This is a genomic window from Streptomyces sp. NPDC001843 (assembly GCF_042891955.1).
GTDB lineage: Bacteria > Actinomycetota > Actinomycetes > Streptomycetales > Streptomycetaceae > Streptomyces.
This window is the reverse complement of the sequence record NZ_JBIATQ010000003.1, coordinates 168616-182736: the sequence shown is the minus strand read 5'-3', so window position 1 is coordinate 182736 and position 14121 is coordinate 168616. Positions and strand designations below refer to the sequence as shown.

Genomic DNA, 14121 nt, shown 5'->3' with positions numbered 1-14121 from the left:
TCAGCGGTTCCGGCCGATCTCGGGTACGCCCATCGTGTCGAAGAGCCCGGCCGCGGCACCGGCGTGCTGTTCGGCCGCCGCCCGGTCGCCGAGGCCCTCGCAGGCCCGGGCCAGACCGGCCAGGGCGTGGGCCTCCTCGATGCGGTAACCGATGCTCGAGGCGGTCTTCAGAGCACTGGAGTGCAGCTCCAGCGCCTTGGCGGGATCACCCAGCCGGGTGCGCAGCCGGCCGAGTATGTTCTCCGTCTTCACCTGCCGGATCGGCACCACGCTCGACCGGACGAGTTCCAGGGCGCGGTCCGCGAGGCGTGCGGCGTCGGCCGTGCTGCCCAAGCGGTGCTGGACGTCGGCCGACAGGGCGAGCAGGACGCCGACGTTGCCGGGGTCGTGGGTCTGGTCGATGATGCGCCGGGCTCGTTCCACACATTGCTGGGCCTCGGTGTACTTCTCCAGGCCCAGCAGTGCGAGGGCGAGGTCGGTCACGGACACGATCTCGTTCTCATGACTGCCGAGTCGCCGGTCGAGTTCGACGGCCCGCCGTGCCGCCTCCACCGCCTCCGGATACCGGCCCCACTGCTCGTACAGGGTGCTGAGCGTGGTGAGGCTCTCGGACTCGGAACGCGCGTTGCCCAGCTCCCGGCCGAGATCGACGGCCCGGACCAGGTGCGGCAGGGCCTGGTCGAAGCGGCCGAGCACACTGTTGAGCAGGCCGAGGGTGGATTCCGAGTGGGCTTCGGTGTCCCGGTCACCCAGTTCGGTCGCCACTTCCAGGGCCTCGCGGGCCACTTCGACGCCCTCCTCGAAGCGGCCCAGCTTCCAGCAGGCGACACCCAGGTTCGACAGGCTCACGGCGAGCAGCACCAGGTCGCCGAGCCGGCGGGCGGCGCCCACCGCGCTGCGGCTCAGGTCGCGGAACTCGCTGATGTGGCCGCGTGCGTTGAGATGGAAGACCACGTTCCGGGTCAACCACACGGCATGACGGTCGTAGCCCAGCGTCCCGGCCAGTGCCACGGCACCGCTCAGCGCGGCGTGCTCCCGCGTGAACCAGGCGAGGGCCCGGTGGGCGTCACCCAGGTCCGGCAACTGCGCCCGGGTGGCCGGCAGACCGGTCGCACGGCGTCGCCGCCCGGGGAAGAGGACGTCGCAGGCCTGCTCGGCGGCCGTCAGGTAGTAGTCCAGCAGTCGCCCGACCGCGTCCTGGTCCTCCTGTTCCGTGGCCTGTCCGCGCAGGCTGAGCGCGAAGCTGCGGACGAGGTCGTGGAAGGCGTACAGGCCCACGTCCGGCTGCTGGACCAGGTGCACGTCCAGCATGTGCTCCAGGATGTCCTCGGCGTCGCGCGTGTCCGTGCCCAGGAGGGCCGCGGCCGAGTGGACGTCGATGTCGGAGCCGGGGTGCAGCGCCAGCAGCCGGAACGCGGCGCGGGACTCCGCCGCCATCGTCTGGTACGACAGGCGCAGGGTGGCCGCCACGCTTCGTTCGCCCAGGCTCAGTTCGTCGAGCCGGCGCGTCTCGTCGCGCAGCCGGTCCACCAGGTAACCGACCGTCCAGCGTGGCCGGTTGCGCAGCCGGGCGGTGGCGAGTCTGAGGGCCAGCGGCAGGTGGCCGCAGAGCCGGGCCAGCTCGGCCGACGCCTCGGTTTCCGCCGAGACCCGCTCGGCGCCGAGCGTTGTCGAGACCAGCGCCACGCTGTCCTCGTCGGACATGACGCCGAGTGAGGTCCAGTCCGCCCCGTCGAGGTCCAGCAGCCGGCTGCGGCTCGTCACCAGGACCAGGCAGCCCGGGGACGGGGGCATGAGGAGACGCACCACGGTCGCGTCGGCCGCGTTGTCGAGCAGCAGGAGCAGTCGCCGGCCCGTCAGTGCGGCCCGCCAGGCGGCGGTCCGGCCTTCCAGGTCGTCGGGGATCTGGTCGCCGGAGACCCCGAGCGCGCGCAGCAGGGTGGCGAGCGCGGTCGCGGAGGTGACCGGCTGCTCGCCCGGTGTGTAGCCGCGCAGATTGATGTAGAGCTGGCCGTCGGGATAGGCGTCGGCCAGCCGGTGCGCGACGCGGACGGCCAGAGCCGTCTTGCCGCAGCCGCCCATGCCGTCGATGGCGACGATCCCGGGAGCGCGGCCGCCGGCAGACCGCTGCGCGCGCTCGAGAAGTTCGCGCTGCTCACGCTCGCGGCCGGAGAAGTCGGCCAGGTCGTAGGGAAGGGTGCACGGGGTCTGGGCCGGCGCCGGGGCGGCCGGTGCCGGGGAGGCGGGTGGCGCCGGGGCGGCCAGGTCGGGGCTCTCCCGGAGGATGCCTTCGTAGAGCTGGGTGAGTTGCTGGCCCGGATCGATGCCCAGCTCCTCCACCAGCAGGTCCCGGACCCGGGCGTACTCCTCCAGTGCGTCGGCCTGCCGGCCGGAGCGGTACAGAGCGAGCATGAGCTGGCGTCGCAGGTTCTCCCGCATCGGGTACTTCACCGTCAGGTCGCGCAGGTCGGCGACCAGTTCGGCGGCCTGACCGAGGCTCAGGCACAGCTCGAAGAGCTGCTCCGCGGCGGCGAGACGGCGCTCGTCCAGCGCGGCGGCGGCCGCGGCGATCACCGGGCCGGCGGCATCGGGGAGGACGGGTCCGCGCCACAGCTCCAGGGCCGTGCGCAGCGCCTCGGCCGCGCGGGCCGTCTCGCCCTGTTCGGCCGCGGCCCTGGCCCGGCGGACCAGTGCGGTGAACTCGGTGAGGTCGAGCTGGTCCTCGGGGACGGCGACGCGGTAGCCGGGGCCGTCGGTGATGACGATCCGGCTTCCGTCGGGTATTCGGCGGCGCAGGTCGGCCACCGCCTTACGGACCTGGTGGGAGGCGGTGGCCGGAGGCTCCTCCTCCCACGCCGCCTCGACGAGCCGGGAGACGGGGACGAGCTTGCCCGACTCAAGCAGCAGGGTGGCGAGCACCCGCTCCTGGACCATTCCGCCGAGTTTCAGTCTGGTTCCTCCGGCCCAGACCTCGAGCGGCCCGAGCACGTTGAAGCGGAGCCGGTTCTCGGCGTGTTGTCCCAGCAAGCTTCTTCCCCCTGATGTCGTCCTCCCGGGCCGCCTCGACCGGCCGGGGCACCGGAACCAGCCGCGCAGGCTCCGGCAACGGGGCCGGAACGCGGAGCTGGAGGGCACCGCCGGGACACGGGCGGGCCGGATGCTCACGGACACCGTCCGCGCCCCGCGCCCCGGAGGGGGCCGCGAACCGGTAGGGCTCGGCCGCCGCACCGCCCACGGCGTTCGTCCCGCCGTCTCGCGTGTCCATGGCCGCCATCGGCTCCCCGCCCCCCATGCCCCCGGTCACCCGGCGTGACACAACCTCACCGGATCATAACGCTTGCCTCGGCAAATTCCCCGTGTTCCGGCGCGAGTTCCCAACCGGGGCGACCGCCGCCCGGGCACCTCCCGAGCTGGGGAAAGCGCTGCCACGGGCGCCGGGGCGCCTGCCCGTCCGCACGATTTTCGGAACGTCAGGTACCGCGTGGGGAAGAGATCGGGAACGGCTGACCGGACCCTGCGAAGGCAGACAGGAGAGGGCGACGGCGCCCGGCGAACCCGTGGCACGCCGCCCCCGACCATCGCAAGGAGCATGAGCGTGGGCAGACCGGAGAAACCGCTGGCGCAGGACGCCGGACCGGCCACCGCCTTCGCCCTGGAGCTGCGCCGGCTCCGGGCGGCGGCGGGCTCCCCCAGCTACCGGGAGCTGGCGAGACGAGCGCTGTTCTCGGCCTCGGTGCTGTCGGACGCGGCGGCCGGCTACCGGCTGCCCACCCTGCAGGTGGCCCTCGCCTTCGCCGAGGCCTGCGGCGGGGACCGGGCGGACTGGGAGCGGCGCTGGCGCGCGGCGGCGGGCCGCGCGGGCGACGAGCCGGGGCCCTCCACCAAGGCGGCGCCACAGGGACAGGAACCGCGGCTGCGGGCCGCCGCGGTACGGGAACTGCTGCCCGTACCGGCCCAGCTCCCGATGGAACCGCGCCGGCCGGCCGGCCGGGCCCGGGAACTGGCCGAGGCGCACGCGCTGACGGCGCCGGGCGGCGGGCCCGCCGCGCCGCTGGTGATCCACGGACAGACCGGAGTGGGCAAGTCGGCGCTCGCCCTGCGGCTGGCCCACGAGCTGGCCGCGGACCTGCCGGACGGGCAGTTGTACGTCAGCCTCGGCGCGGCCGCCGACGGGCGCAAGGACGCGGCGGGCATCGCGGGCGGGCTGCTGCGCTCCCTCGGCATCCCACCCGAGCGCATCCCCGACGACCACGCGCAGCGCATCGGGTTGTACCGCTCGGTGCTGCACGAGCGGCGTCTGCTGGTCGTGCTCGACGGCACGCTCCACGAACGTCAGGTGCGCGACCTGCTCGTGGCCACGCCGCACAGCAGGATCGTCGTCACCGCGCGGTCCCGGCTGCTCGGCCTGGACGGGGTGCGGCGGCTGGCGCTGCCCGTCCTCGACCGGGACGAGTCGATGGAACTGCTCGCGGGCATCCTGGGCGCGGAGCGGCTCGCCGGCGCCCCGCGGGCCGGTCTGATGCTCGCTCAGGCATGCGGCGACCTGCCGCTCGCCCTCACCCTCGCCGCCCGGCGGCTGGCCGCGCGCCCGGAGGCCCTCCTCACCGAGGCGGTCGCCCAGCTCGTCTCCGGGAGCGGGCTGTTCGGCCGGCTGCGGGTGGGCGACGAGAGCCTCGCCGAGCACTACGAAGACGCCTACCGCCGCCTCACCCCCGGGGCCCGGCTCGTGCTGCGCCGGTTCGCGCGGACGCGGGCGAGACCTTCCGTGGACGGGGTGACCCGCACCTCGGCCGCCGCACTCGCGCCCTTGCCGGAGCCGTCGGCGGAATCCGTGGAGGAACCCGTTGAGGAACCGGTGGAGGACCTCCTCGAAACCGTGGTCGACAGCGGACTGCTGGAGCGCACCGACGTACCCGGGCAGTACGGACTGCCGCCGCTGGTACGGCAGTTCGCGCTGGCCCAGCCGGCTCCCACGGCAGCCGGACCGGACCCCGAACAGCACCGTGCCCAGCGCGGTCGCCCCGCGATACCCGCGGCATGACCGTCCCCACCACGAAAGAGGAGACCGCAGCATGACCACTCCCACCCCCGTCGCCGGCCTCGCCGAGGAGGCCGTCGTCCTGATCGCCGCCGAGGACCCGCTGGACGACGCGCTCGAAGGATGCCCGGAGACGCTCGGGCGGCTCGCCGACCCCTCGCGGCAGGCGCAGTCGGACCTGGCCCGGCGGGCGGCGCGGCTTGCCGAGAGGGCCGCCTGCGCGCCGGTCGCGGACGCCGCCGAGGAAGTGACCCGGGCCGTGGTGGCTCAGCAGGCGCGGGCCGTCGCCGACCGGCTGGGCACGCACCTGGTCGAGCACACCGTCGCCGACTACCAGAACTCCCCCCTCGGCCGGCTGCTCGGCTCCCTGCCCGCGGTGCGCCCGGCGGACGAGGAACAGGAACGCGGCCATCTGGAACGGCTGGCGGCGGTGCCCGATTACCTGGCGAAGGCGGCCGAGCGGCACCGCGAGGGCCTGCGGGCGGGACGGCTGCCCGTCGCCGAGCGGGTCCGCACGGCGGTGTCCCGGCTCGACGCCTACCTCGCCGACCCCGCCGGGGACCCGCTGCGCGCGGTGCCCGTCGGTGAACGGCACCACGCCGAGCGGGACCGGCTGGTCGACGAGCGGGTGCGCCCGGCGTTCGCCGCCTATCGCGAAGCACTGCGCACGGAACTCGCCCCCCAGGGACGGCCGGCGGAGCGCCCGGGACTGTGCCACCTGCCCGACGGGGAGGAGCACTACGCCACCCTGGCCCGCGTCCACACCACCACCGACCGCTCGCCCAAGGAACTGCACGACACCGGGGTGGAACTGCTCGCGCACCTCGAGCAGGAGTACGTGCCCGTGGGAGCACAGGCCTTCGGCGGGGCGCCGACGGCGCGCGAGGTGCGGGAGCGGCTGCGCACGGACCCCCGGTTGCGGTGGAGCAGCGCGCAGGAGATGCTCGCGGCCGCCCGTACGGCGATCTCCCGGGCCGAACTGGCCGCTCCCCGGCGCTTCGGGCGGCTGCCCGCCCGGCCCTGCGCGCTGGACGGCGTCGAGGCACCGGGCGCGCCCATGGCCTGGTACATGCCGGCCGCGCCGGCCGGTTCGCGGCCGGGCACGTACCACGCCAACACCGACCGGGTGACGGAGCGTTCACGGGTGCTCGCCGAGGCCACCGCCTTCCACGAGGCCGTGCCCGGCCACCACGTCCAGCTCTCCCTCGCCCAGGAGCTGACCGGGCTGCCACGGCTGCGCCGGATCGCCTGGATCAACGCGTACATCGAGGGCTGGGGGCTGTACGCGGAGCGGCTCGCCGACGAGCTGGGGCTGTACTCGGGCCCGGCGGCCCGGTTGGGCATGCTGGCCATGGACTCGCTGAGGGCCGCCCGCCTGGTCGTCGACACCGGGCTGCACCACTTCGGCTGGACGCGTGACCAGGCGGTGGCGTACCTGCGCGAGCACACCGTGCTGTCCGAGGTGGAGATCCACAACGAGACCGACCGCTACATCGAGTGGCCGGGTCAGGCGCTGTCGTACATGACCGGCCGGCTGGAGATCCAGCGGTTGCGCACCCGCGCGGCCCGGCAGATCGGGCCGGCCTTCGACATCCGTGCCTTCCACGACCTGGTACTCGGCAACGGCGCGCTGCCGCTCGACGTGCTGGACCAGGTCGTCGCGCGCTGGACGGCGGCGGTCTGAGCGACCGCGCGGGGGAGGGACCGGTGGGGCTGCCACCGGTCCCTCCCGCCGTGCTCAGGCGCTGAAGAGGCCGTCCACCTCGGAGAAGTCCAGCGAACCGGCCAGTTCCTCGAACGTGCCGGAGCCGAGGAGTTCCAGCGTGGAGCGGCGGGCCGCCGTGTACGCGGCCTGGGCGATCGCGGTGCCGACGCTGACGCGGCGCACCCCGGCCTTGGCCAGCTCGGCCACACTGGGCCCGCCGGGGCCGGCCATGGCGTTCACCGGCAGCGGGGAGCGGGAGGCCAGCTCGCCGAGGACGGCCAGGTCGAGCAGACCGGGCACGAAGATGCCGTCCGCGCCCGCCTGCGCGTACGCGGCGGCACGGTCCAGCACGTCCGCGAGACGGCCGGACTCCTCGCCGATACCGAACAGGTACACATCCGTACGGACGTTGATCACCAGCTCGGGCAGCCCGGCCGCGTCCGCCGCGGCGCGTGCGGCGGTGATCCGCTCCGCCTGCTCCTGTGGGGTGAACAGCGGGCCGCCGGGGGCCTTGGAGTCCTCCAGGTTGATGCCCACCGCCCCCGCGGCGACCACCGCGGTGACCGTCTTCGCCACCTCCTGAGGGGCCGCGCCGTAACCGGACTCGATGTCCACGGTCACCGGGACGTCGACCGCGGCGGCGATCCGCGCGGCGGCCGCGAGCATCTCGTCGCGGCCGGCCCGCTCACCGTCGCCCCTGCCGAGGGACCAGGCGACACCACCACTGGTCGTGCCGATCGCCGGGGCGCCCGCGGCGGCCATCACGGCGGCGCTGCCCGCGTCCCAGGCGTTGGGCAGCACGAGGACCGACTCCGAGCCGAGCGCGCGCAGCCGCTGGGCCTTGTCCTTGGTGCTCTGGTCAACTGTCATGATTTTCCGGTGCCTTTCGTGGTCGGCACAGCTCTTTGCTGCGATTCGCGTGACGATCGCGACGGATCGTTGCACGGGGGTTCGGGACAGGGGTGAGATCCGGACGACCCGGACGTGCGGTCAGAGGGCCTGGCGGCGGGTGATCGTCACGTACAGGTGCTCGTCGAGGACCTTGGGAAGCGTGACGGCGGGCCGGCCGAGGTCGGCGACGAGCGCTTCGGCGGTCAGTCCGCTCTCGGTGAGGACGGCCCGTGCCCAGGCCCTGCCGGTGCGCAGATGGCGGGCGAAGGCGGCACCGTCCCGGGCGCCGTACAGCTCGGTGGCGATGGCCGCGTCCCACGGCATGACGGTGTGCGGGCGCAGCGCGTACAGCGCCTTCGCGGCGGCCGTCGGGCCGAGGGTACGAGGGCGGGGCCGGGGCCTGACCGGGAGCTGGGAGAGTTCCTCGTAGGCGACGGCCACGGCGTCGATCTCGGGGTCGGTCAGGTCCGCGAGCGGTGTGCGGGGGAGGGGGTGCCGGCCCGTCCAGGCGGCCAGCCCCTCCCCGAACGGGTACGGCCCGCCCTCCTGTGGGTAAGGGAGCCTGCATCCCCAGGAGTTGAGCCAGCGGTGCAGGGCCGTGCGGTGGGCGGGATCGGTGAGGTCGAGGGCGGGAGCGGTCAGCCGGCGCAGTTCCAGCCAGCTGCGGTCGACTCCCTGGTAGGCGGCGAACACCTCCGCCGACAGCCGCAGCCGGGCGGCCGGCGGGGCCGGGGGCGGCGGTGGCGCGGGGTCGGGCCCCAGGTGCGCGCGGGCCACCTTCGCGGGGACGCACATCCGCCACGCCTCGGTGACCAGCTCCGCCAGTTCGGGCGCGCTCAGCGCGGCGAGCGTCGCCTGGGCCCAGTTGTAGCGCAGGTCGGAGGCCCGGGGCAGCGAGAACTTCTCCGGTTCCGAGGCCACCAGGGCCGCCCGCTCCTCCTTGGGGAACGCGAAGCCCAAGGTGGTCTCGTCGCGGGACAGCGCGAGGTAGACGATCCGGCCGACGCGGAACTTCACCCGGTCCCGGATCAGGTGCTCCTCGGTGCGCGGCAACGCGACCGCCAGACGCCGCACCTCCTCGACGGTGGCCATGACTCCCCTCTCTCAGTAGTGGCAACCTACGCCGGTCGGCCCTGCGTCGGGCGGACCTTCACCTGGATGGTGTCCACGGCCCGTACGGCCGCGGCGAACGCCTCGGCGCCGGTGGCCGCCTCGGTGACGACCGAGCCGATCCGGTCCCAGGAGCTGCGCAGCTCCCGCACCTCGGCACCCGGCTCCACGGTCACCGAGCAGACCTCGACGCCGGGCAGCGCGCGCGCCTCGTCGACACCCGAGATGTCCTCCACGACGCCGGCCCCGGTGTGCAGGAAGCGGACCGCGGCGGCCCCGGGGGCCTTCCCGGGCAGCTCGGCGGCCAGCGGTTCGCCCTTCATCAGGGTCCAGAAGGCGCGCACGAGGTCGACGCGGTACGCACGGTCCATCAGATCGACGATGCCGTCCCCGGGGAAGCGTCCGGCGCACTCCACCAGGTAGGGGCGGCCGTCCTCGACGATCCACTCGCAGTGCGCGATCCCCGTGCCGAACCCGACGGCCCGCAACAGGCGCTCGGTCTCCGCGCGCAGCAGCGCGTCCAGTTCGCCGGGGATGTCGGCGGGCACCAGATGGCCCAGCTCCACCGGCCGGCCGCCGGGGTAGAGCTCCTTGCCGGTGACGTTGGCGAACACCGCACGGCCCCGCTCCACGAGCAGCTCCACGCTGTACTCACGGCCCTGGACGCACCGTTCGACGAGCATGCGGAGCTCGAAACCGCGGTCGGGGACCATCACCCCCTCGTCCATGGCGGTGGTCTCCGCCCAGGCCTCGTCGATCTCGTCGGAGGAGGCGAGGATGCGGGTGCCGAGGGCGGCCTGACGGTTGGCCGGCTTCAGGACGGCCGGCCCGGGGTGCTCCGCCATGAACGCGCGGACCCCGTCCGGGTCGGTGACCTCGACGGACTCCGGGTTGAGGATGCCGGCGGCCTTGCTGACCTTGCGCAGCACGGCCTTGTCCCGGAGGATCCGCAGCGCTCCGTAGCCGCCGGTGGGCAGGCCGTACCGCTCGGCGAGGCGGGCCGCGAAGGGGGTGGCGTACTCCTGGAGCGGGGCGACGGCGACCGGGTCGAGGTCGGGGTGCGCGTTGTAGAAGGCGTCGGCCGCGCCTTCGAGCTGGTACTCCCAGGCGATCAGCTCCCGGACGACGGGTGCCTCTTCGGCCTTCGGCGCGAGCTCCCGCTTGCGGATCACATCGGGTTCGTCGACGACGATCACGGAACCCTCGGGCTGGAACTGGGCGAGCGAGGTCACCGCCACGGGCACGAAGCCCACCATGACGACGGGGCGTTCGGTCATGTCCGTACTCCTTGGTGGATGGATCAGGCGTCCGGGTCGGTCAGGTCGGCGCGGACCTGGGCGGCGAGCTCCTCGGCGGTGGACATGGCGTCCTCGAACGACGTGCCCGTCACACCGAGGAAGCCGAGGATGCTGTTGCCCGCGGGCGGCCGGCGGACCAGGTCGCCGGGCTTGGCGGTGACCTTGAGGAAGAACAGGTCCTCCCGGTCGGCCAGCTGCTCGGGGACGTGCACGTGCTCCACCCGGCCGGAGCCCGGCGGCAGCAGGCACATGGCCGCCGTGTGGACGCCGGTCGGCCGGTAGTGGCCCACCTTCGGGCGGACACCGCGGGCCACGTCGGCGACGGCGGCTATCGGGTCGTAGCCGGCGGAGATGCGGGCCATGTGGTCCAGGCCGCCGCCGCCCGGGCGTACGGCGATCTCCACCAGGTGCGGGCGGCCCTCGTGGAAGCGGACCTCGGCGTGCATCACGCTGCGCCGCAGCCCCTGGGCGCGGGCGCCCGCCGCGACGACCTCGTGCACGGCCTCGACCTGGGCCGGGGTGAGTGCGGTCGGGGCGTGGTGGACGTCGTCGTCGAAGGTGTCGCCCTCGGCGGTGACCCGGTCGACGATGGAGCCGAGGTACACCTCCTCGTCCCAGGCGAGGGCCTCGATGAGGAACTCGTCGCCGTCGAGGAAGGACTCCACCAGCAGCCCGTGCGGACCCAGGTCCAGGCCGTCGGCCTCCATCGCGTACCAGGACAGCTCGGTCAGGCCCTGGGCGGCCTGGGCGTAGCGCTCCCGCAGTTCGGTGGCGTCGTCGGCACGGAAGACGTAGTTGGAGGCGGCTCCCAGGGTCGGCTTGACGATCACCGGGTAACCGAACTCCCCGGCGGCGGCGAGCGCCTCGGCCTCGTCGGTGACGAAGCGGAAGCCCGGGTGTGCGGCGCCCTCCCGCTCATGGGCCTGGCGCATCAGCAGCTTGTTGCGGCTGGCACGCGCGGCCTCGACGCCGATGCCGGGCAGCCCGAGGGCCTCGGCGACGGCCGCGACCGCGAGCACGCCCGACTCGGAGAAGGTGAACACACCCTCGAAGCGCTCCTCGGCGTGCCACTCCTTGGCCGCGGCGATCAGCGCCTCGACGGACCGTGAGCCGGCGACGCGGTAGCGGTCGGCGGGCCAGAAGTCCTCGGTGCCCTCGCCGTTGAGCACGTAAAGGTCCGCGCCGAGGCCGACGACCTGCTCGTAGCGGGAGATGTAGTAGGTGGCGTTCTGCCGGGCTTCGAGCGCCAGGAGTTTCATGGCGGTTCCTCTCGGGTGGAAGGGGTCAGGGCGTGGCGTCGAGGGGCGCGGCGTCCACAGCCGCCAGGCCCGTGCGGTCGGGGGTGCGGCCGAGGACCCGGTCGGCGAGGGTGCGGGCGATGAGCGGCGCGAACTTGAAGGACGAACCGCCGCACGCCGCGAACGCGTGGGCCGAGCCGCCGAGGGAGACCATGAGGGGGCCGCCCGTCTCGGCGTGCGACAGGTAGTAGCAGTCCTTGCTGCCGAGCACCCAGGCCGGTCCGAAGCCGGGCAGCAGGTCGCCGAACTCGGCCGCCAGCTCACGCTGCCACCGCTCCGGTGTGGCGTTGTCGGTGAGGTCGTCGGCCTGGCGGCAGACGGCGGCCGAGCTGAGCTTGAGCGCCGTACCGGCCACCGGTGGGATCAGCCAGGCACCGCGCCGGGTGCCCAGGGCGGGGACGGCCGGGGTGGCGGCCCACGCCTCGGCCGCTGCCCCCGGCACCCGGCAGTACAGCAACGACTGCCGGTACAGGACGAGTGACTTGGCCACCCGCTCGGGCAGCAGCCGGCGCGCCCACGGCCCCACGGCGACCACCACACCCTCACCGTCCAGCACCCGCCCGTCGGCGAGACGGACCTGTCCGCGCTCGCCGTCCACCGCGACCGCCGGCTGGTGTTCGAGCAGACTGACGCCGGGCTGCCACTTCAGCCAGCCGACGCAGGCGGAGAGCACCCGCTCGGCGAGCAGCACGCCGGCGTCGTCCTCCAGGACCGCGCCGGCGACACCGTCGAGGGAGAGATGCGGGTAGCGGTCGGCGAGCGCTGCCGCCGTGAGCGACCGCGCGCGTCCGCCGGCACCCGCCAGCAGCACCACGCCCGCGTCCGCCGCCGCGGGCGGGAGCACGGTGAGCGCGCCGACCCGCTCGTAGAAGGGGGTGGCGAACAGCTCCTCCAGTTCGAGCCAGCGACGGTGGGCGCGCAGCGCGGCCGCGGTGGTGAGCGGATCCCCCGGGTGCAGGGCCCGGATGATCCGGTGCTGGTCGAAAGAGGTGGCCCGGCTGTACGGAATGGACCCCTGGTCGACGACCGTGACCCGGTGTCCGTCGAGGGTGCATTCCACGGCGGTCAGCAGGGCGATCACGCCGCCGCCCACCACGGTGACACGCATCGGGCACCTCCCTTCCTTTTCTCTCGGTCGTCCGGCGGTCGCTCAGCTCTCGGAGACGGTGCGGCCGAGCGCCGGGACGGTGAACGGCGTGGTCGTCCGCTCCTCGGGCGCGACGGTGAACGTGCCGTCGAATCCGCCCTCCGCACGCGCGCGTTCGGCGAGGTCGATGAGGATCGGCGAGGCCGCGGCGATCAGGGTGCGCAACTCCGCGAAGAGGTCGCCCAGTTCGGCGGCGGACGCGGTGCGGTCGGCCGGGACCTGCCCGTCGAGCAGGGCCTCGGCCCGGCCCAGGAGCCGTTCGGTGTGCAGCGGGATCAGGTCGGCGGTGCGGCTGAGGCTGTAACCGGTGAGCAGGTAGCCGGCCTCGAACCGCTCGGCCATCGCCGCCCGGCGCGCGTTGGCCTCCGGCGACACCGGCAGCTCCTGCCCCTCCAGGCCCAGTTCGGCGACCGCCTTGCCGAGCAGGGCGCCCAGCTTGTTCCACGGGTCGACCAGCCGCTCGCCGGTGATCTTCTCAAGCGCGGTCCGGGAGAAGTTGGTGCGGGCGTGCTCGGGGGCGGTGAGCGCGAGGTGGAAGCGGACGAGGTCGCGGGGGACCTCGCGCACCAGGTCACGCGTCCACACCACATGGCCCTTGCTGGTGGAGAACTTCTCGTTCTCCAGCTCGTAGAACTCGTTGCTGACGATGGCGTCCGGGACCACGTAGCGGCCCTCGTGGGCGAGCAGCAGCGAGAGGTGGGTCAGACCCCAGAAGTAGGCGTTGTCGAAGCCGAGGAAGTAGACCAGCCGGATGCCGTTCTCGGCGAGCCACAACTCATCGTCGGTCGCGGGCTGTTCACCGTGGGCACGCTGGGCGACGGCCGTGCAGTACATCGAGGCCGGCATGCCCTCGGCCCAGGCGTTGAGGACCTGGCCCGGTGTCTCGGGGAACGGCGCCGGGATCCCCCAGCCCGTGGGGTAGGTGATCGGGAAGTCGGGCAGCGGGCGGGCCAGCAGCTCGCGCATCAGCGCCACGATGTGCGGGCGCCAGGTCGACTCCTTGGCCCGGTGGTAGGCGGTCAGCTCCTCCCGGTACTCCTCCAGCGGCAGGACCAGGATCTCCGTCTCGCGGTACGTCACCTCCGCCGCGGGGTCGACGGTGGAGCGCGGGTCGGTCAGCTCGGCGAAGTTGTTGGGGTGCCCGCAGCTCTCGCACAGACCGCCCCGGCTGACCGCCAGGCACACCGGGCAGCCGCCGCTGACCAGACCCTCCATCAGGAACTCGCCGGTCGCCTCGACGTACGGCAGCTTCACCGTGCGCAGCCTGAACTTGCCGGCGTCGTGTAGCCGGGTGAGGAAGTCCAGCGTCATCGCGCGGTAGCCGTCGTCGAAGGGGGCGAACCCGTCGACGGAGATGCCCATCAGGCCGAGTGTCTCCCTGATGTCCCGCCAGCTCTTCGCGGCCAGGGCGTCGGGGGTGGTACCCAGCTTGGCGGCGCTGGAGACGACGTACGTCTGGCTGTCGTCCGTGCCCGTGGTGTACAGCACCGGCTGCCCGGTGGCCCGCAGGTACCGGGCGTGCACGTCGGCCGCCATGTACGGGCCCGCGATGTGCCCGACGTGCAGGTCGCCGTTGGGAGTGGGGGGCGGGCCGATGATGACCGTGCGCCGCTGTCCTGACTGCTGGTCCATGG

9 protein-coding genes are annotated in these 14121 nt (G+C 73.8%); 2 read left to right on the top strand and 7 right to left on the bottom strand.

The features are described 5' to 3' along the window. The gene (locus ACFYZQ_RS09255) at positions 1–3027 is read right to left on the bottom strand and encodes a BTAD domain-containing putative transcriptional regulator (protein WP_389143657.1); all 3027 of its coding nucleotides are present in this window, start codon (positions 3025–3027) and stop codon (positions 1–3) included. Between the two features lie 562 nt (positions 3028–3589). Between ACFYZQ_RS09255 and ACFYZQ_RS09250 the strand changes: the two genes are divergently transcribed. Together ACFYZQ_RS09250 and ACFYZQ_RS09245 are read left to right on the top strand one after the other, a co-directional pair. Next, positions 3590–5041, top strand: a complete 1452-nt coding sequence (locus ACFYZQ_RS09250; RefSeq protein ID WP_389143655.1) for an NB-ARC domain-containing protein — start codon at positions 3590–3592, stop codon at positions 5039–5041. 31 nt (positions 5042–5072) lie between these two features. After that, positions 5073–6722: a DUF885 domain-containing protein gene (locus ACFYZQ_RS09245; RefSeq protein WP_389143652.1), complete on the top strand. Its 1650-nt coding sequence runs from the start codon at positions 5073–5075 to the stop codon at positions 6720–6722. A 54-nt stretch (positions 6723–6776) separates the two neighbouring features. On the opposite strand, the gene ACFYZQ_RS09240 is transcribed toward ACFYZQ_RS09245, so the two are convergent. The 6 genes from ACFYZQ_RS09240 to ACFYZQ_RS09215 form a co-directional block, all read right to left on the bottom strand. Further along, a complete protein-coding gene (locus ACFYZQ_RS09240) occupies positions 6777–7613 on the bottom strand; it encodes an isocitrate lyase/phosphoenolpyruvate mutase family protein (protein WP_389143649.1) in 837 nt (278 codons plus the stop codon). A 120-nt stretch (positions 7614–7733) separates the two neighbouring features. Then, positions 7734–8726 carry an MmcQ/YjbR family DNA-binding protein gene (locus tag ACFYZQ_RS09235; protein WP_389143646.1) on the bottom strand — a complete coding sequence of 331 codons (993 nt, stop codon included), beginning with the start codon at positions 8724–8726 and terminating at the stop codon, positions 7734–7736. A gap of 26 nt (positions 8727–8752) precedes the next feature. After that, on the bottom strand, positions 8753–10021 hold the full coding sequence (locus ACFYZQ_RS09230) for an ATP-grasp domain-containing protein (protein ID WP_389143643.1): 1269 nt from the start codon (positions 10019–10021) through the stop codon (positions 8753–8755). Positions 10022–10044: 23 nt separating this feature from the next. After that, entirely contained in the window at positions 10045–11301 is a 1257-nt protein-coding gene (locus ACFYZQ_RS09225; protein WP_389143640.1) for an ATP-grasp domain-containing protein, read from the bottom strand. A 25-nt stretch (positions 11302–11326) separates the two neighbouring features. Beyond that, the gene (locus tag ACFYZQ_RS09220; RefSeq protein ID WP_389143637.1) at positions 11327–12448 is read right to left on the bottom strand and encodes an NAD(P)/FAD-dependent oxidoreductase; all 1122 of its coding nucleotides are present in this window, start codon (positions 12446–12448) and stop codon (positions 11327–11329) included. 42 nt (positions 12449–12490) lie between these two features. Further along, positions 12491–14119, bottom strand: a complete 1629-nt coding sequence (locus ACFYZQ_RS09215) for a class I tRNA ligase family protein (protein WP_389143634.1) — start codon at positions 14117–14119, stop codon at positions 12491–12493. Between the last annotated feature and the right edge of the window lie 2 nt (positions 14120–14121).